This is a genomic window from Clostridium sp. LS3, from assembly GCF_055330225.1.
In genome coordinates this window covers 20,845-39,709 of sequence record NZ_CM143921.1, presented here as the reverse complement: position 1 = coordinate 39,709, position 18,865 = coordinate 20,845, and the positions used below count along the sequence as shown (strand labels likewise).

Below are 18,865 nucleotides of genomic sequence, written 5' to 3'. Positions count from 1 at the left end.
TACAGCTTCTATTTTTAATAATCTTTTCTCTAATCTTAGCTCAATAAATGAGTCAACTATAATGAAATGCCATCTCATATTTTTAAATAAAATAGTCTTTTTTTTACATTACTTAGATAAGTATTTTCTTGTTTTTAGTATAAAATCTAATACTTATAATTAATGTTATTAATTCAGCTAGAGGGATAGTTATCCAAACCCCTGTCATTCCCCACATTCTAGGTAATATAAGTATTAAAGGTATTATAGCAATACATCCTCTCATAATAGATATAATAAATGACTCTCGCGGTTTATTGATTGATGAAAATAATGATGTTGTTACAATGTTTACTCCCATTATGAAGAAGGCAATGAAATAAATTTTAATTCCTTCATCTGCTATACTTAATAAAATTTGATTTTGTTCTTTATTAAATACAGCAATTATTTGATTAGAGAATATAATCCCCATTAAATAACAAATAGTTCCAAGTATTATTGCTGTTATTACTGCATAATGATATAGTTTTCTAACATTACCACCTTTACCTTGTCCATAATTTTTACTTATTATAGGCTGCATGCCCTGTGCTATACCAGTAAAAATAGCAACTACTATTAGTGCTAAATTTGCAATTATTCCATAGGCTGCTACTCCAATATTTTCAGCAATATTTAAAATTGTAAAGTTAAAAACAAGCATTATTATTCCAGAAGAAAATTCTGTGATAAAAGATGGAACTCCTAATGAAATTATACTTTTTATATACCTTCTATTAATTTTACATTTTATAAGCTTGAAATTATTTTTTTTCTTAATTAAGTGTATTGATAAAACTATTAAGCTAAATATTGGAGCAAGTCCCGTTGCAAACGCTGCTCCAAACATACCAAGCTTCAATGGAAATATAAAAACATAATCTAGAATTATATTACTAAAACTTCCTAAAAGCATTGCTATCATAGATAAATTAGGGCCATTATCATTTCTTATAAAGCAGACCATTATATTATTTATTATAAAAGGACAGGAAAACATTAAAATAGTTTTTAAATACATTCCGGCTAAAGGATTTACATTTTCATCAGCACCAAGTAATGCTGCAATATCATAGGAAAAAAATATACCTATAATAGTTAATATAACACCAATTAAAAATCCTATAATAATAGCATGTGTAAATACTTCATTTGCACCTTTATTATTGTTTCTTCCTCTTAATATAGAGTATTTTGTTCCAGCCCCCATACCTATCATTAGTCCTACCCCACTAACTAAGCTATAAACAGGTAAAACTAAATTTAAAGCTGTAAGTCCAACACTCCCAACTCCATTAGCAACAAAAAATGTATCAGCTAATATATAACATGATAGTCCTATCATACTAATAACATTGAATGATACATATTTAATAAAATTTTTAAAGATATTATTACTTAATTCTACTCTCATAATTGATTCCTCCTATAAATAAAAAAGCATTAGGTGGTTCATACCCAAAGGCCTAATGGTATGAATCCCTAATGCTTGTTATACGAATATTATGTCCGGCGACATAATCACTCAAAAACTATTTAATTGAAATAATTTTATTACAATATACTAATATTGTCAATGTAGAAGTTCCTGTACCATAGGGGTATTTTACTATTTAAGCATTTTTTCTATACACTAAATTACTAATAAATTAAAATAGAGGATGCCTATACGACCTCCTCTATTTATAATTAAAATTTATTTTTTATATTTTATATGAAGTAACTCGTGAGCTTTTCCTGTACCAGGCTCTCCCATAAATGTTTCATACATTTTATTTAAAGAACCATTTTCATGTGATTTTCTCTTCTTTAAGTTTTTATCTTGATTATATAATACAGATGCTCTTATACTTCTAATATCCATATCTAATCTATCTGAAGCATTTACATGAGGTTGTCCACCACCATTTACACATCCACCTGGACATGCCATTACTTCTATAAAATGATACTTCTTATCATTAATTTTACCGCTCTTCATAAATTCAAATACATTTGAAGATCCATTTATAACAGCAACATTATATTCTTGTCCACCTATTTCAACTGTAGCTTCCTTTATTCCTGCTAATCCTCTTACTTGTTCATATTCTATATTTCCTAAATCCTTACCTTCAACAAAATCCTTAGCACTTCTTAAAGCTGCTTCCATAACACCACCTGTTGCTCCAAATATAGCACCTGCTCCGGTGTATTCTCCCATCGCTGGATCTACTTCGCTATCTTCTAATTTGGCAAAATCTATCTTAGCATCTTTAATCATTTTTGCTAATTCTCTTGTTGTTATTACAGCATCTATATTTCTTAAATCTTCATTCTCCATTTCAGGTCTATCTGCCTCATACTTCTTAGCTGTACATGGCATTATAGTTACTGTAAATACTCTCTTTGGATCTATATCAGCAACTTGTGGATAATAAGTTTTACTTGCTGCACCAAATATTTGTTGTGGTGATTTAGCACTTGATAGATTGTCTATAAACTCTGGATAATAATTTTCAACTTGTCTAACCCATGCAGGACAACAAGATGTAAACATTGGGAATGGACCACCTTTTTTAATTCTTTGAACTAATTCTGTAGCTTCCTCCATTATTGTCATGTCAGCTCCAAAGTTTATATCAAATATTTTATCAAAGCCAAGTTGTCTAAGAGCAGTATATATTTTTCCTGTAACATCTACCCCATATCCCATTTTGAATAATTCACCCATAGATGTTCTAACTGATGGTGCCATTGCAACTATAACATGCTTTTCTTCATCTGCTAAAGCTTCTTTTACTCTATCCATATGAGATTTTTCTGATAAAGCATCTACAGGACATGCAACAACACATTGTCCACATAATAAACAGTTAGTATCATCAAAACATTTTAAGTTTTCTGGTCCAACTATTTTTTCTCCGTCTACTTCTATGAATTTTATTGATTCTGTTCCAGTCTTAGTTTTACATGCTGCAACACATCTGCCACATGTAACACATTTTGTTCTATCTAAAACTATTGATTTACTTCTATCATCCACATATTCTGATTTATCTGCAACAATAAAAGGCTTAGAAGCTCTTGCTTTAGTTTTTATTACTAACTTTAAGAATTCACAGTTTTCTCTTCTTTTACAAGGTCCACACTTAAATTCATGCTTATCTAATAATGAAGAAACAGTTTTTTTAACTTCTTCTTGAACTCTTTCTGTATTTGTATTAATAACCATTCCATCTTCTGGAATAACGCAACATGCTTTAACTAGCTCTTCTTGTCCCTCTACTTCAACTAAACATACTCCACACTGTCCAACATTACTACAATCCTCTAAAAAACATAAAGCTGGAATATCTATCCCGTTATCTTTAGCTATTTTTATTATACTTTTATCCTCATTAACTACGATTTTATTTCCATTTATAGTTATGTTTTTCATTTAACTTCCCCCTGTATTGCTTTATATAAACATCTTTTGTAATTGATATTTTATTAACAAACTCTATTTTACACTATTTCTCCAATAATTACTATCTTTTAATTATTATTATTTTAATATATTCTCCATATATGATTGTACGACAAATTTATATAACGGACAATGCTAAATTGTAGTCAAATATGCATACTTTTTACTATTATATTAATTAATGTGAGTCTTCCTTCATCTCCCAATGAATAACAAAGGCTAATATTGCTCTTAAAACTATTATTGCAGCTAATATGTACATTTCATCTAAAGACCTCACAATTACTGTTTTTAATATCTCTGCTCCTAACTTAAATTCCAGTGCAAGAGTTAGTGACTGTGCAAACTCTACTTTTATTGGAAAATTATTTTTAGTTACAATATTTAATACAAATTTATAGAAAGCTTTAATTGCTCCTACAATTATTATTAATATTCCCATAGACTCTAACAGATGTATAGCTATGGGAGTTATAGTCTCCACAAAATGATTTAACAAACCTATCCCTCCAAAAATTTATTCCCAACCTTAATTATCTTGTATAATAAAATATATGTAAAGGAACTTTATATATTTTTTAGAATTTTTATTGCGTTTTTATGTTAATATAATAATATAAAATTTTTTTATTCGAGGTAACTTATGATACAAATATATAATAGAAAAACTAATAATTATGAGACAGAAAAAGTAGCAGGAGAAAACTATATAAAATGGTCTTATGAATCACCTGTAGGGAAAAGCTTCACAGAGCTTTTATTAAAGAAAAAGTTGTTTTCTAAGCTTTATGGATCTTATTGCAATACTTCACTTAGCAAAAAGAAAATAGATAAATTTATAAAAGATTTCGATATAGACATGAATATAAGCTCAATGAACGTTTCTGAGTTTAATAACTTTAATGAATTCTTTATTAGGACATTAAGTAAAGATTCAAGACCTGTTCCAACTGACGATAGTTTGCTAACTTCACCTGGAGATGGTAGGTTATTTGCTTTTGAAAATATCTCTACTGACAAACTAATACAAGTTAAAGGCATTCACTACAGTTTATCCGAATTAATAGGTGATGCTTCTATAGCTAAAGATTATGAAGGTGGCGTTTGCTTAGTGTTAAGGCTTTGCCCTACAGATTATCATAGATTTCACTTTGTTGATAATGGAATTCCATTGGAAAGTAGTTTTATAGCTGGTAATTACTATTCTGTTAATCCTGTTGCCTTAGAGAGAATCCCTAAGTTATATTGTCAAAATAAAAGAGAATGGAGTATCTTTAAATCTGATAATTTTGGAGATATAATTCATATTGAGGTTGGGGCTACCTGTGTTGGTACAATAGTTCAAACTTATACTCCTAATAAAAGAGTTATAAAGGGAGAGGAAAAAGGCTACTTTAAGTTTGGCGGCTCAACAACTATACTTTTATTTAAAAAGGATAGTATTAAAATTGATGATGATATACTATGTCAAACGGAACTTGGATTTGAATGTAAGGTTTTAATGGGTGAAGTAATAGGTAAAAAATTTAATTCTTAGAGGTATTTTATGGGGGATTTAATATATAGATTATTATTATTTTTAAATAGCAGTAAAGAAAATGATATTAACTATAATATAGCAATAACTATGCTTAGAAATATCAGAGTAATTCCAGATATGTCTATAAATAAATTAGCTGATTTATGTTATACATCTCCAGCTGCTATAACAAGATTTTGTCATAAGCTAGGTTATTCTAACTTAATTGAGTTTAAAGAAAGTATAAAAATAAATATAGGTTATTATAATGTTGGTCTTATGAAGCCAAAAGCTATACATTATAATCTTTCTAGAGAAGATATTCTAAATAATATGTCTTTAGAAATAATGAATGAAATTACAACTTTTAAATCCTTTGTTGATTTAAAAGTTATAGATAGGGTTGTAGAGCTTATATTTAATAGTACTAATGTATGTATATTTGGAACTCAATTTTCTCAGCTTATGGCTCAAGAGTTACAGCGTAAGCTAGTTAATTTATCTAAATTAATTTACCATGCTAACGATGTTCAAGAACAAGAAAGGTTAGCCGATGAATTAGATGAAAATTCTTTAGCTATTCTAATTTCTCCAACTGGAAGATTTACTCTATATCATGAAAGGCTTTGGAAAAAAATTGAGAATAGTTCATCTACAGTAGTTGTAATTACAGAAAAAGAAAAGCCTGAATATATAAAGAGAAGTGATTATATAATTTACCTTCCACCAAGAAATGACTCCAATGAATATGTTCAGAATCATAGATATGACTTAAGTTATCTTATTGAATATATTTATGTTAGATACGGAAGTTTATATAGTTCTAATTCTTAAATTTTCTAGAATATAAATTATAAAAATAAAGTAATATGTTTATATAAAACAAATATATTACTTTATTTTTATAATACTATTTGAAGCAATAGGAGACATTAGATAAATTTGCGTAGTTTTTTAAACACGTACTAACACATAATCTCCATCATTAGTATTAATCTCGACTAATGTTAAACCCTTATACTTCTTTAGTTCTCTCATCCCTAGCATAATAGATTCCATATCTATATAGTCTATATATTTAATAAAATTTTGTAAATCTTTATCTGAATTGTTATGCTTGTGATATTTTGTACTAATATAACTCGTAAGCTTTATACCACTAGTTAATATAAACATAGGTATATATAATGTAAAATTAGTTTCCTTTGATTTTACTACTATTTTCATTTTTCTACCTATTCAACAACAACTCTAACAACGTCGCCCTTACTTGAATCTACAGTTACTATCTCTCCAAGCATTTCATTATCTAAAGCTGCAATTATTGATTCACTTAACACTTCAAAGTCAATGCCTTCCATCTCTGCACTTTTAATTGGTAATTTTCCTGTTGCCTTAAGTATTGATGTTATAACAACTATCGGCAAATTAACCTTTACATTATCTCCTTGTGTTGAATCTACAAAGACCTTGAGCATTCTCTTGTCATAGTTCTTATCTACTACTTGTATTTCCTTTTCTTCCTTCTTATACATTGCCTCAATTAATTCTGCGCTTTTTTCCACATTAAGCTTTCCCTCTGATAGCATTGTTAATACTTTTACTAAATCCTCTCTCATTCCTTTTCCCTCCAAATACTTATTATTCTTTCATTCTCTCTATGGCTTCTTGCGGAGAAATCTCTCCTTTTTCTAATGCATTGATAACATCACTTGTTGATGTTTTTAAAGGTTTTGAACTATTTTTATAACCTAAGGAATTAATTACCTCATCTAGCTTTGCTCTAACTGTTGGATATGAAATTCCAAGTTCTCTTTCTACATCTTTAATATTTCCTCTACACATAATAAAAACTTCTATAAATTTTAATTGCTCTTTAGATAAATAATCAAACTTAGAAAACTCAAATTCATTTTCAATAACAGTCTTACATGAAGAACAGTTTAATCTAGTAGCCTTCATTTTTTTATTACATACTGGACAAGAAGTTATTACTTTATACATTCCATTATCCCTCCTGTTAATTATATATTATGCCTCCCCCTTATATTTGTCAACGAAAATATTGAATTTAATTATTTCACAATTAATATTTTTAATTTTATACTTTAAATTAATTTATTTTATTTATTTCTTAATTAATTTCATTTGAATTTCTCTTAATTATGCTATACTTTACATAAATAATAATTATACCACTTTATAAAATAAAAATTAATTACACATAAAAGGAGATTAACTATAAAAGTTAATCTCCTAAATTAGTAATCACTATATTAAAATTCTGCTCTTTCAACCTTTTCAATCTTTTCTATAACATCTTTAAATTGCGGTAGATAATCTTTATGAGCAACTAACATTTCATTTAATAATTTTCTTCCTCTTATATCATCTGATATTAATGGATTTGTTACCATTGCTAATAATGCTGTATTATAATCTCCTGTATAAGCCGCTTCAGCTGCTAATCTTTCAAATGACTTTATTTGTGCAACTAAGCCTTGAGCAAATACTGGCAATTCTGTAACTGTTTCAACTGGTACAGGACCATTTTTTCCTACATAACAACTTACTTCTATAGCTGAATCATCTTCAAATTGCTTTAAAGTTCCATTATTTTTAGTATTTACTGCAATAATTGTATTTTTATCATTGTATATTCCATTTATAACATTACATGCTACATCTGAATAGTGAGCTCCACCACGCTTAGCCAACTCTTCTGGCTTTTCTTGTAAATTAACATCCTTATACATTTCAAATAATTTCTTTTCAACTTCCATTACTACTTCTGCTCTAGTTTTTCCTGTTTTGAATTCTTCTAACTCGCTATTAAGCATATCTCTAGTTTTGTAATAATATCTATGATATGGACACAGTATAACTCCTAAAGCTTTTATAGTTGCTACATCCCAATTAAATCCTTTGATATTTGCCATAGTTTGTGACTTAGCATTACCTGATGTTAACTCTTTTATTATATCTGCTGTAACATCTTTTCCTTCTAAATAAACTCTTTCTGCATAAACCATATGGTTTAATCCTGCAAAATCAACAGTTACCTTATCCTTATCTACTCCTAATATATCAGCAAATGAATATTGTAAGCCTACAGGAACATTACAAACGCCAATTACCTTTTTATGAACTCCATATCTTAATAATGCTTCAGTAACTATACCTGCTGGATTTGTAAAGTTTATAAGCCATGCATTTGGACATAACTCACTTATATCCTTAGCTATATCTAATATAACTGGAACTGTTCTTAAAGCTTTAAATAATCCACCAGCTCCATTAGTTTCTTGTCCTAAAAATCCATGACTTAGTGGAATTCTTTCATCTTTTACTCTTGCAGGCAATAATCCTACTCTTAATTGAGTAGTTACGAAGTCTGCATCTTTTAATGCTTCTCTTCTATCTAACGTTAAGTGTATATTCATTGGAACGCCAGCTTTTTCAACCATTCTCTTAGCTAGTGCTCCTACTATTTCTAGTTTTTCTTTACCTTCTTCAATATCAACTAACCAGTAATCGCTTACAGGCATCTCATCATATCTTTTAATTAATCCTTCTACTAATTCAGGTGTATAGCTTGATCCTCCACCTATAGTAACTATTTTTATTCCTTTTTTAGCCATATGCCAACCCCCCATAATGTTTAAATTATTTTCTATATCTTAATTATACATATATAAACCTTTAAACAATTTCAAAATTTGAAAATCCTTATTACATTAAATTAATTCCTTCTAATAATTTTCTGTATCTTATCTTTAAACTTTTCTTCATCTCCATCAAATATAACAATATCTATGTCCATTTCCTTTGCTCTTTCAATTACTGCAGATTTTATTGGATTTTTTGTTGCAACTAATATCTTATATGCCTTGTCTCCACCAATTTGTTTACTATATACATCTAATTCATTTAATGCGTCTTCATTGTATTTATCGCTATCTTTACAAGATATACATATGGGAATTGAATCTTTTACTGCAACTACATCGACTTCATTTCTTACTATTTTGCTCTTATCATTCCAGAAGAACATAACTCCACTTTTCACTTCATCCATTTCTTTTATTTCGCGTATTATAATATCTGTTGCTATTTCAAGCCATGTACCACTTTTAAAAATAAAAGACTTTAAATATTCATTTTTAAAATTTACTTCTATTTGGTTTTTATCGATTTCTAAATAGTCTATTCCATTAAGCTTTTTTAACTCACTAAGTATTTTGTTTAATAATTGTATTTCTTCTCTATTTAAATTTTCTTTTTTAATTATAACCTTTTCAGAATCTTGATAATCATGCACAAATATATTCATATCATATAGCTTTTGCTTATATTTATGCCATAGATTTAAGTTCTTATATATTTTCTTTGTTAAATATATAAGCTCCTCTTTATCACAAAGTCTAGTAGAGTCAGATATAAGTTTTCCTCCTGCAGACTTTATAAGGCTATCTAAGTTCATATCATCAAACTCTTCTTTTAATAACTCTATTTCATTACCTATCTTATACAAAATCTTTTTTCTTATATCTACATATATTGATTCTAATGAATTTTTATTACATATATCCAAAAGTATTAATGAATTTATTCTACTTCCTCCTGTTAAATTAATTAAGATATCTTTATTTTTATTTATGTTTATAACTTTTTCTAACTCCTCTATATTTCCTTCGCTAATACATCTTCTTTCAAATATTACTAGTGGTTCATACTTTAAATAGTAGTCCTGTAATGAATTCATTAAATCTTCATCTTTTTTATCATATATAAATAAAACTTCTTTAGGCTTAAATTTTTTAGCTACTAAAATACTTGATTGATTATGTTCATCTAGTTGATTTACTAATATATCTACGCTCATAATTAAATTCCTTCTTTTTTAATTTATATGATTCTAATTTACCCAAAGGAATCAAATTTTATTTTAAAAATAATTAATAGTACATTATTACTATATAATATTTATCTAAAAGTAAAAAAACCTGCAACTTAAGTTACAGGTTATGGTACGGCGGAGAGGATTCGAACCCCCGACCAACTGGTTCGTAGCCAGCTACTCTATCCAACTGAGCTACCACCGCATATAAAATTTTAACAATAATTATATTATCATAATTACTGAAATAAATCAAGCAACTAATTAGCTTATAGCAAACTAATTATTATATATATCAGAGAATTCTACTTCTAACATTTGAATTTTATTACTATCGCCTCTTATGCAGAAATCTTCACTTTCTTCTACAATAGTTATTGGTAATGTTACTATAAATTCACATCCATTTCCTTCTTCACTATTTAACTCTATATTTCCATCAAGTGACTTTACTAAGTAATTTACTAAATCCAACCCTATGCCACTTCCTGAATTTTCTCTTTCTTTCTTGCTTGATATTTGATAAAATCTATTAAATATTTTTTCTTGATATTTTTTTGATATTCCTGGACCTTCATCCTTTATAGAAATTTTTATAGCTTCTTTTAGTACTAATATATTTATATATATATTAGTACTACTATAAGAAAATTTAATAGAATTAGATAGTAAGTTCATAATAATTCTATCTATAACCTCTGGATCAACTGCCATGATACATTCTTCTTCATTTGTATCAAATATTAATTGAATTTCTTTTTGCTTCGCATATTTATCTATACAACTTATAGTGCTTTCTATCATAGATATTATATCTATGTTTTTCTTATTTAGAACATAGTAATTATTTTCTAGTTTTGTTGTATCTATTAAATTATTTATTAACTTTAACATTTTTAAGCTATTTCTCTTCACAATTTTCATATATTCTAATGCTTTTTTATCTTTTATATTTACGCTACCATAATCAATACATTGCATAATACTTAATATAACATTTAAATGACCTCTTAGGTCATGAGAAATATTAAGCAAAAAATTTTCTTGATTAATCCCCTTTCCTATTAACTCTGTTATGACATTAATTAATTCTTCATTTTTAAAATTAAAATTTTCATTTAATATAATCTCACTTATATCTCTTTTATTATCTAATAATTCTATAACTTCACTAATAATCATGATAATAATTCCTTTCATAACAGATTTAGATTTATTTACATAAATACCATATAAACAGTTTAACATATACACATTTTTCCAACAATGCTTTTTGTTGTTTTTTTCCAATTTCCCTTTTGTTTATTTAATTATTAATTATCTAGTGGTATTTTTAATACATTATTATTACACTTTTTTGTATAATAATTCTTTCTATTATGTTAATCTTCATTTTCATTAGTAAAAAGATACATGAAATCAATCTAATATTATTTTATAGGATTTTAAATTTATAATTAAATATTTGCTTCTAGCTTAATTTTACTTATAGCTATCATTAGATAAAATCCCGATACTAATATGCTAAGTGGTCCTATTGGATAAATTAATTTAATTAATGTAGGTAAAGTCATTGCATATAAAGATAATTTAAATATATCTCCATAATCTAAATTTATACCTTGAGTTTTGTTAATAATTGCTCCTCCTAAGGAAATTATAAATGCATAAAATAAGAGTGTTAAATAAACTAAAAAAATATTCACTATAAATACTATATATTTAAGTGGTTTCATAGCATCTATAGCTTTAATAATTAGTTCATTATCAAAATTTTGTGGTAATGGAAGTTCTTTATACTTATAGGTTACTTTTTGATCATTATTTCTTACAGATATTCCATCTTTAAATATTACTGTGGAAATATCCTTGTGTATTACTATTTTTCTTACACTTTCTTCATCTTCTAAAGACTTATTAGTATCTATAAGTAATATTAACTTTCCTTTTTCCTTTATTATAGGAGACTCATTAAAATTTAGTACACCATCCTCCATTTCAAAACTAAATTTATCATCTGTTAATGCATTTCTACTAGCTTTTTGCACTAAATTTATTGCTGCAAACTGAGCAATTCCAGTTACTACCCCAACTAAAATGCTTAATAAAATAGAATAAATTAAGGCTTTAGAAAAGCTTAATCTTAATAGCTCCTTATATTTTCCTATATTTAATACACTAATTTTAACTTTATTTACAAAACTTATGTTTTCTTCCATAAATACCTCCAAATATCTGGATTAAACGCTTACTAAATATTTTACCATATATATTTAATTTTATAAACAATAGTTGTTTTTTATAGCAATATTCATATATAATAGCTATTTTTATAAAAATATTTTTTTCAGATTAAAATTCCCTCTTTTGGTTAATGATTATAGTATGAATTATAAGGAGGGGTACTAATGTTTAATAATAAGCCCAAACCTAAAAATAAATTTTCTATTTTTAAGCTTCTTTCTATTTTAACTTTATTTATTTTATTATGGTTTGGAGTAAATATTTATTTAAACTATCAATACAAGCAAGTAACTTCTAGTTTCTATAAATCATTTAATAATTGTGAGTTTTCAGATGCAAAAGATACTTTGAACAAAAAAATTATATCTTTTAAAAAAAATCAAATTAATTCAGACTTAAAAACATACTTTACAGAAATTGTTAATAAGTTATGTGTTTCTTTAAAGAATAATGAAATTAGTAATAAACAAGCACTAGCTGTTTTATCTGAAATTAAAAGCTATAATGTATTAAATTCTTCATTAGATAAATTAATTTTAGCATTAGAAAATTCTCCTATTGAAAACAGTGCTTCAAATAGTATATCTTCAAAATCTAATAATTCAAGCACTAATTCATCAAAAAAAGATAATTATCTAAATTTAGGAATTTCAGCTTTTAATTCAAAAGATTATTCTAAGGCGATAAAATACTTTAATCTAGTTCCAAAATCATTAGCTGAAGATTATTCAATGGCACAAGAATATATAAAGGATTGTACAGTAAATTATAAGGGCTATCTTCTTGAAACTTCTGATAAACTAGTTGCAAATAAATATTATACTAAAGCAATTAATCTTTTGTCTGAGTATGATTCAAACTTATTAAGTAAAAATGATATAACAGAAATAAATAATAAAATTAGTTCTATAAAATTATTTAGAGAAGAATATCAAGGAGATGACTCGGAGTATACATCTAATGCAATTCTTCAAGCAATAACGACTCAGAATGTTAATACCTTATCTATTAGTAGTAAAACATCTTATTTTGTTTATTTAAATTTAGCTGAGCAAATGACGTATGTATATAAAGGTTCAACAAATAATTGGAAGTTGATTAAAAATTTCCCTTGCTCCACAGGAATATCTGGAAAAGAAACTCCTAAGGGCATATTTGCCGTTACTAATAGAGGAGATTGGTTCTTCGCAGAGGAATTCGGTCAAGGTGGAAAGTATTGGGTTCAATTTATGGGAGATTACTTATTTCACTCTATTCCCTTTGATAAAACTCAAACTGTTGTATTAGACGATACTCTTGGTACTCCAGCCTCTCATGGTTGCATAAGGTTAAAGGTAGAAGACGCCAAATGGTTATATGACAATATTGCAAATGATACTAAGATAATAATAAATTAACATATAATTAAAATAACCTTAATCACTATTTATGTAATGATTAAGGTTATTTTACCATTTCTTATAAATATTTAATTATGCTATTATATTTATATAATATTTTGAAAGTAGGACAAATAATGCATATATTTATTCCAAATGAAGTTGATTTTATTATGGATACATTTTATAGAAATAACTTTAAAGCATTTATGGTAGGTGGGTGCGTTAGAGATAGCTTACTAGGAATTTCCCCTAAAGATTATGACATAACTACTTCTGCAAAACCTGACACCACCTTATCTCTATTTGAAAAAACTATTCCAACAGGTTTAAAACATGGAACAGTAACAGTTATTATAAGTAATACTCAATATGAGGTAACTACATTTAGAACAGAAGGAACCTATCTAGACAATAGAAGACCATCATCAGTCGAATTTGTTTCTGATATAAAAGAGGATTTATCTAGAAGAGATTTCACTATAAACGCTTTAGCTTACAATAACTCTATTGGACTTATCGATTATTTTGGTGGAATTGATGATATTAATAATAAAATAATTCGTTGCGTAGGTAATCCTGATGAACGTTTTAAAGAGGATTCCCTCAGAATGCTTCGTGCAATTAGATTTAGTTGTCAATTAGACTTTAATATAGATGAGATTACTTATAAGGCTATAATAAATAATAATAAGTTAGTAAGTAATATAAGTCATGAAAGAGTAAGAGATGAGCTATGTAAAATTTTAATTTCTAATAATTCATCAAAAGGTCTTATTTTATTAAAAAATACAGGATTACTAGAAATAATTCTTCCAGAAATTCATAGTTTAACTAACTTTACTCCAAAATGTAATAATCATAATAAAGATGTATTTAGCCATACCCTTAAAGTTATTGATAATACCTATAATAATCTTTTATTAAGATTATCAGCATTACTTCATGATGTAGGAAAATTAAACACACTCACATTTAATGGAAATGGATCTTATTATTTTCCTAATCACAATATAGAAAGTTCAATAATGGCCAGAAATATATTATCTAAATTAAGATTTGATAATAATACTATAAATATAGTTTGTAAATTAATAGAACATCACTTAGTTTTAGATGTTAATTATCTTCCAACCAAATTTGAAGTTAAAAAGCTATTAAATGTTATTGGTAAAGACAATATAGGTCTTTTATTTGATTTGCAACGAGCAGATATAAACTCCTTAGATAATCCTAAAATATTTTTAGCTAAGGTTGATTATATGGATAATTTAGTAGATGAAATATTAAACAATAATGAACCGCTTTCAATAAAAGATCTTCATACTAGTGGTGAAATACTAATTAAAAACTTTAATTTAAAACCTGGTAAATTAATTGGCGATACATTAAGCTTTTTACTAAATAAAGTTTTAGAAAATCCTAGTTTAAATGATGAAGAGTCATTATTTAAACTAGCTAAAGAGTTTATCTATAAATAAATTGTATTATTAGCAAGCAAAGAGGTGGTTTAATTTTAATCCACCCCTTTGCTATTTCATACTTATAAAATTATTAACCTTTAACTTTATATTTGTAAATCATAATCTTTTCATTATAGATTCATTCTAAACTCTTTGTTTAATCCAAATAAATATAGATAGCTTTCTTTTACTTTCTTTCCTGTAATTCTTTCTACTGCATCTTTATAATATTTAATTTGAATTCTATATTTATCTAAAATTTCATTCTCTTTGCCATACTCAACATAATCAGTTTTATAATCTAATAAAACAATACAATCATCTTCTTCAAATATGCAATCTATTATTCCTTGAAGTCTTACATTTTCATTTTCATATATCTCTTTAGGTAATGTATTGTCTATGTTTAAACTACTAATTTCGGTATAGAAAGGTAACTCCCTTTTTAATAACTTTCCTTCATTAAATGCATTTAGTAATCTTTTTCCTAGATTACTTTCAAAAAAGCTTATAAAACTAATTTTTTGTACTGCTTTGATTTCTTCTTCTGTCAGTAGATTTTTATCTTCCATAGAATTTATTTGAGCGTCTATTTCTTCTTTACTACTTACTTTATTTAAATCTAGTTTTTGCATTATAAAGTGGGCTATAGTTCCTTTTTCTGATGCTGATAATCCCTTTTTCTCTTGTAAAAACTTTGGCCTTAACACTTCTTTATCACTAAATATATTTAATGTAATAACATTATCATCCTCATTATTATAAAGAGATCTTTTTAAATCAGAAACTGAAACATTACTAGGCAATCCCCCTGATAAACTATACTTATATCTATAATTTAATCTTCTTTCAATTTCCTTATCTATATAATTTATATCTGAGTTTATAAATAAATCAGACTCACCATTTTCATCCACAGCCACTTCACTTTTTTCCACAGTTAATAAATTTTTAGTCCACATTTGTATATTCCATGTTGAAAAATCATTTATTACTGAGCTATTATTTACTCCTATATACTTTCTAAGCTTTTCTCCATCTCTATGCTTACATATAGCCATTCCAACCCAATCTAAATAACTTTTTCCTTTTAAAACTTCTGATGGTGGGATTATATAATCGTCTAAAGCCGCTGCTGAAGCCCACTTTGATATTGATTTTTCTAGATTTTTTGTTGCACCTGTAATAATAAGTTTTTCTTTTGCTCTTGTAAATGCGACATATAGTATTCTCATTTCTTCTGAGAGAGTTTCAAATAGTATTTTTTTCTTTATTGCTTCCTTAGCTAATGTACTGTAGGAATTTCTTCTTTCTAAATCAACATAATCTGGTCCTAACCCTAACTCATCATGATATAAAATAGATTTATTTAAATCCATTAAATTAAACTGCTTACCAAATCCTGATGTAAATACTACAGGAAATTCTAGACCTTTACTTTTATGAATACTCATTATTCTAACAACATCTTCATTTTCACCAAGTATTTTTGCACTTCCCATATCCCCTGATGAATTTCTAATTTTATTTATAAAGTTTATAAAATTAAATAATCCCTTAAAGCTAGTTTGTTCAAATTGCTTTGCTCTTTGGAATAATATTTTTAAATTTGCCTGTCTTAGCTTACCATTTGGCATAGCTCCAACATATCCATAATAAGCTGTATCCATATAAAGATACCAAATAAATTCATCTATAGGAGTATATATTGATTTATTTCTCCACTTACTTAAACTATTTACAAATACAGTACATTTTTCTCTAAGATTTTCATTTACTTCATAGATATCATTTGCAACTTCTTTTATTATCTCGTAGAAATATTTTTCTTTATCCAATAACCTTATATCACCGAGCTCCTCTGCACTAAAGCCTACTAAAGGAGATCGTAATACTGAAATCATAGGAACATCTTGCATTGGATTATCTATAATTTTTAATAGAGCCATCATTGTTCTTATTTCTATAGTTTCAAAATATCCTGTACCTGTATCAGCATAAACAGGTATTCCTTCTGAACCAAGCTCTTCTAAAAATATTTCTGACCAATTTCTAGTTGCTCTTAGTAATATAACTATATCCTTATACTTTAAAGGTCTGTAATCTCCTGTTTCTTTATCTAAAACTTTATATATTTTTCCTGTTTTAGGATCCGGATTTAAAAGTTCTTTGATTCTTCTAGCAACTATTCTTGCCTCTAAGCCTATTGAATCAATATCTTCTTCCTCTTCAGTCACACCTTCACCGTCATAATCATCCTCTACCTCAGTAGTGTATTCCCCTGACTTATCAAGAATATGAAGTTCTATTGGACCTGCTATAATTGTATCTTCATCATTATTTTCTTTATAATTAGCTCCAAGATTAAGTGCTTCATCATCATTATACTCAAGCTCTCCTACTGTTTTAGACATTACTTCCTTAAATATATAATTTACACCACTAATTACTTCTTCTCTACTTCTAAAATTTTTATATAATTGTATTTTTCTATTTAAATCACCAGCTTCTAAAGGATATTTATTATACTTATCTAAAAACAACTCCGGCTTTGCTTGCCTAAATCTATATATACTTTGTTTAACATCTCCAACCATGAATACATTTGGATTTTCTAAATTTTTTCTAGATACTAATTCTATTATAGCTTCTTGAACGTTGTTAGAGTCTTGATATTCATCCACTAATACTTCATTAAAATATTCTCTAAAACCTTTTGCTACACTAGATGGTATTAAACTATAATTTTCTTCATTTATAAGTATCTTTAAGCACAAATGCTCTAAGTCATTAAAGTCTAATATATTTCTTTCCCTTTTCTTTTCTTTAAATCTATTTATAAACTCTAAAGTTAAATGGCTTATCATCTTCATATAGGGATAAGAGCTTTTTATTCCATTTAGAGCATCATCTATTGTCATAGAAAAACTATCTTCAATTAACTTTGACGTTTTCTTTTTAATGCTATCTCTTATACTCTTAACTACTTCTAAACTTTCTTCATTTGATACTTTATCTTTTTTTACTGATTTTAATCTAGAAAAACTTATATTGCTAATAGATGAATAAAGTTCCGCTATACCGTAATTTAATGACTCTTCAATATTTTTAAACATATTTAAATCATCTAAGAAAGTAATTTCATATGGATCTAACCCTTCAGTATCTTTTATAATTCCTATAGCTTTTTCTAACATTTTTATATATCCAGAAACCTCAATTTTTATAGTTTCCTTTAATATATCTATCCATATGGTTTTGTTTAAATCATCTATGTTTTCTATATTAAAACTTTCTGCATTTTTAGTTAACCACTTTTCCGGCCATGGTCCACTCATTGAGAACCTATATAAATCAAGTATTATATCTTTTAATCTTTGATCATCTCTTGAACCACTATAAGCTTCTATTAAATTTCTAAATTCTTGATTTTCATCTTCATAGTAATCCTCGAATATATCATTTATAACTTCTAACTTTAATAAGGTATTTTCTGTTTCATCAGAAATTCTAAATGTAGGATCCAAATCTATAACATGATAATAATTTTTTATAACATCTAAACAAAATGAATGCATTGTTGTTATATTTGCTCTACTTAAAAGTGTTAATTGTCTTTGTAAAACCTTAGAATTAGGATTTACTTCTAGAGCCTTTGATATTGCGGCTGCTATTCTTTCTCTCATTTCTGCTGCTGCTGCTGAAGTAAATGTAACAACTAATAATCTATCTATATCAACTGGATTATTTTCATTAGTTATTATTCTTATAATTCTTTCTACTAATACTGCTGTTTTACCTGAACCAGCAGCGGCAGCTACTAGCAAATTGCATCCTCTTGTAGTTATTGCCTTAAGCTGATCCTCTGTCCATTTTGTATCTCCCATA

At 26.9% G+C, this 18,865-nt stretch carries 15 protein-coding genes and 1 tRNA gene; 4 read left to right on the top strand and 12 right to left on the bottom strand.

Annotated elements, in window-relative coordinates; all coding sequences use genetic code 11:
• Positions 1-112: 112 nt before the first annotated feature.
• The 3 genes from ACZJV1_RS00175 to ACZJV1_RS00165 all read right to left on the bottom strand — a co-directional run bounded on the left by ACZJV1_RS00175 (position 113) and on the right by ACZJV1_RS00165 (position 3,971).
• Entirely contained in the window at positions 113-1,435 is a 1,323-nt protein-coding gene (locus ACZJV1_RS00175) for an MATE family efflux transporter (protein ID WP_463651052.1), read from the bottom strand.
• 282 nt (positions 1,436-1,717) lie between these two features.
• Positions 1,718-3,442: a ferredoxin hydrogenase gene (locus ACZJV1_RS00170; protein WP_463651051.1), complete on the bottom strand. Its 1,725-nt coding sequence runs from the start codon at positions 3,440-3,442 to the stop codon at positions 1,718-1,720.
• 208 nt (positions 3,443-3,650) lie between these two features.
• Positions 3,651-3,971 (bottom strand): DUF1622 domain-containing protein, encoded by a 321-nt coding sequence (locus tag ACZJV1_RS00165; RefSeq protein ID WP_411169348.1) that lies wholly within the window; start codon positions 3,969-3,971, stop codon positions 3,651-3,653.
• A 144-nt stretch (positions 3,972-4,115) separates the two neighbouring features.
• Between ACZJV1_RS00165 and ACZJV1_RS00160 the strand changes: the two genes are divergently transcribed.
• On the top strand, positions 4,116-5,009 hold the full coding sequence (locus tag ACZJV1_RS00160; protein WP_463651050.1) for a phosphatidylserine decarboxylase: 894 nt from the start codon (positions 4,116-4,118) through the stop codon (positions 5,007-5,009).
• A gap of 9 nt (positions 5,010-5,018) precedes the next feature.
• Complete coding sequence (locus tag ACZJV1_RS00155; RefSeq protein WP_463651049.1) at positions 5,019-5,825, top strand: MurR/RpiR family transcriptional regulator; 807 nt, start codon at positions 5,019-5,021, stop codon at positions 5,823-5,825.
• A 120-nt stretch (positions 5,826-5,945) separates the two neighbouring features.
• Here the strand turns inward: ACZJV1_RS00155 and ACZJV1_RS00150 are convergent, their stop codons facing one another.
• The 8 genes from ACZJV1_RS00150 to ACZJV1_RS00115 form a co-directional block, all read right to left on the bottom strand.
• On the bottom strand, positions 5,946-6,218 hold the full coding sequence (locus tag ACZJV1_RS00150; RefSeq protein WP_463651048.1) for a hypothetical protein: 273 nt from the start codon (positions 6,216-6,218) through the stop codon (positions 5,946-5,948).
• 8 nt (positions 6,219-6,226) lie between these two features.
• A complete protein-coding gene (locus ACZJV1_RS00145; RefSeq protein WP_463651047.1) occupies positions 6,227-6,610 on the bottom strand; it encodes an SHOCT-like domain-containing protein in 384 nt (127 codons plus the stop codon).
• A gap of 22 nt (positions 6,611-6,632) precedes the next feature.
• A complete protein-coding gene (locus ACZJV1_RS00140; RefSeq protein ID WP_460288587.1) occupies positions 6,633-6,995 on the bottom strand; it encodes a DUF2089 domain-containing protein in 363 nt (120 codons plus the stop codon).
• A 272-nt stretch (positions 6,996-7,267) separates the two neighbouring features.
• On the bottom strand, positions 7,268-8,632 hold the full coding sequence (locus tag ACZJV1_RS00135; RefSeq protein WP_411169344.1) for a 6-phospho-beta-glucosidase: 1,365 nt from the start codon (positions 8,630-8,632) through the stop codon (positions 7,268-7,270).
• 101 nt (positions 8,633-8,733) lie between these two features.
• On the bottom strand, positions 8,734-9,876 hold the full coding sequence (locus ACZJV1_RS00130; RefSeq protein ID WP_411169343.1) for a Card1-like endonuclease domain-containing protein: 1,143 nt from the start codon (positions 9,874-9,876) through the stop codon (positions 8,734-8,736).
• Between the two features lie 143 nt (positions 9,877-10,019).
• Positions 10,020-10,096 (bottom strand) — tRNA-Arg (locus ACZJV1_RS00125).
• A 74-nt stretch (positions 10,097-10,170) separates the two neighbouring features.
• Positions 10,171-11,091 carry a sensor histidine kinase gene (locus tag ACZJV1_RS00120; RefSeq protein WP_463652132.1) on the bottom strand — a complete coding sequence of 307 codons (921 nt, stop codon included), beginning with the start codon at positions 11,089-11,091 and terminating at the stop codon, positions 10,171-10,173.
• Between the two features lie 257 nt (positions 11,092-11,348).
• Positions 11,349-12,110, bottom strand: coding sequence for a DUF1189 domain-containing protein (locus tag ACZJV1_RS00115; protein WP_460288588.1), 762 nt, complete (start codon positions 12,108-12,110; stop codon positions 11,349-11,351).
• Between the two features lie 189 nt (positions 12,111-12,299).
• Here ACZJV1_RS00115 and ACZJV1_RS00110 point away from each other — a divergent pair, with 189 nt between their 5' ends.
• A complete protein-coding gene (locus ACZJV1_RS00110; RefSeq protein WP_463651046.1) occupies positions 12,300-13,532 on the top strand; it encodes a L,D-transpeptidase family protein in 1,233 nt (410 codons plus the stop codon).
• Between the two features lie 119 nt (positions 13,533-13,651).
• Positions 13,652-14,995: a CCA tRNA nucleotidyltransferase gene (locus tag ACZJV1_RS00105; RefSeq protein ID WP_463651045.1), complete on the top strand. Its 1,344-nt coding sequence runs from the start codon at positions 13,652-13,654 to the stop codon at positions 14,993-14,995.
• A gap of 113 nt (positions 14,996-15,108) precedes the next feature.
• Here the strand turns inward: ACZJV1_RS00105 and addA are convergent, their stop codons facing one another.
• Positions 15,109-18,864 (bottom strand): helicase-exonuclease AddAB subunit AddA, encoded by a 3,756-nt coding sequence (gene addA / locus ACZJV1_RS00100; RefSeq protein ID WP_463651044.1) that lies wholly within the window; start codon positions 18,862-18,864, stop codon positions 15,109-15,111.
• Position 18,865: the final 1 nt, after the last annotated feature.

What these genes read in the sequence shown, in the direction of transcription:
- ACZJV1_RS00175 (WP_463651052.1), bottom strand. Translation starts at nt 1,435, where the DNA reads ATGAGAGTAGAATTAAGTAATAATATCTTTAAAAATTTTATTAAATAT.
- ACZJV1_RS00170 (WP_463651051.1), bottom strand. Translation starts at nt 3,442, where the DNA reads ATGAAAAACATAACTATAAATGGAAATAAAATCGTAGTTAATGAGGAT.
- ACZJV1_RS00160 (WP_463651050.1), top strand. Translation starts at nt 4,116, where the DNA reads ATGATACAAATATATAATAGAAAAACTAATAATTATGAGACAGAAAAA.
- ACZJV1_RS00155 (WP_463651049.1), top strand. Translation starts at nt 5,019, where the DNA reads ATGGGGGATTTAATATATAGATTATTATTATTTTTAAATAGCAGTAAA.
- ACZJV1_RS00150 (WP_463651048.1), bottom strand. Translation starts at nt 6,218, where the DNA reads ATGAAAATAGTAGTAAAATCAAAGGAAACTAATTTTACATTATATATA.
- ACZJV1_RS00145 (WP_463651047.1), bottom strand. Translation starts at nt 6,610, where the DNA reads ATGAGAGAGGATTTAGTAAAAGTATTAACAATGCTATCAGAGGGAAAG.
- ACZJV1_RS00140 (WP_460288587.1), bottom strand. Translation starts at nt 6,995, where the DNA reads ATGTATAAAGTAATAACTTCTTGTCCAGTATGTAATAAAAAAATGAAG.
- ACZJV1_RS00135 (WP_411169344.1), bottom strand. Translation starts at nt 8,632, where the DNA reads ATGGCTAAAAAAGGAATAAAAATAGTTACTATAGGTGGAGGATCAAGC.
- ACZJV1_RS00130 (WP_411169343.1), bottom strand. Translation starts at nt 9,876, where the DNA reads ATGAGCGTAGATATATTAGTAAATCAACTAGATGAACATAATCAATCA.
- ACZJV1_RS00120 (WP_463652132.1), bottom strand. Translation starts at nt 11,091, where the DNA reads ATGAAAGGAATTATTATCATGATTATTAGTGAAGTTATAGAATTATTA.
- ACZJV1_RS00115 (WP_460288588.1), bottom strand. Translation starts at nt 12,110, where the DNA reads ATGGAAGAAAACATAAGTTTTGTAAATAAAGTTAAAATTAGTGTATTA.
- ACZJV1_RS00110 (WP_463651046.1), top strand. Translation starts at nt 12,300, where the DNA reads ATGTTTAATAATAAGCCCAAACCTAAAAATAAATTTTCTATTTTTAAG.
- ACZJV1_RS00105 (WP_463651045.1), top strand. Translation starts at nt 13,652, where the DNA reads ATGCATATATTTATTCCAAATGAAGTTGATTTTATTATGGATACATTT.
- addA (WP_463651044.1), bottom strand. Translation starts at nt 18,864, where the DNA reads ATGGGAGATACAAAATGGACAGAGGATCAGCTTAAGGCAATAACTACA.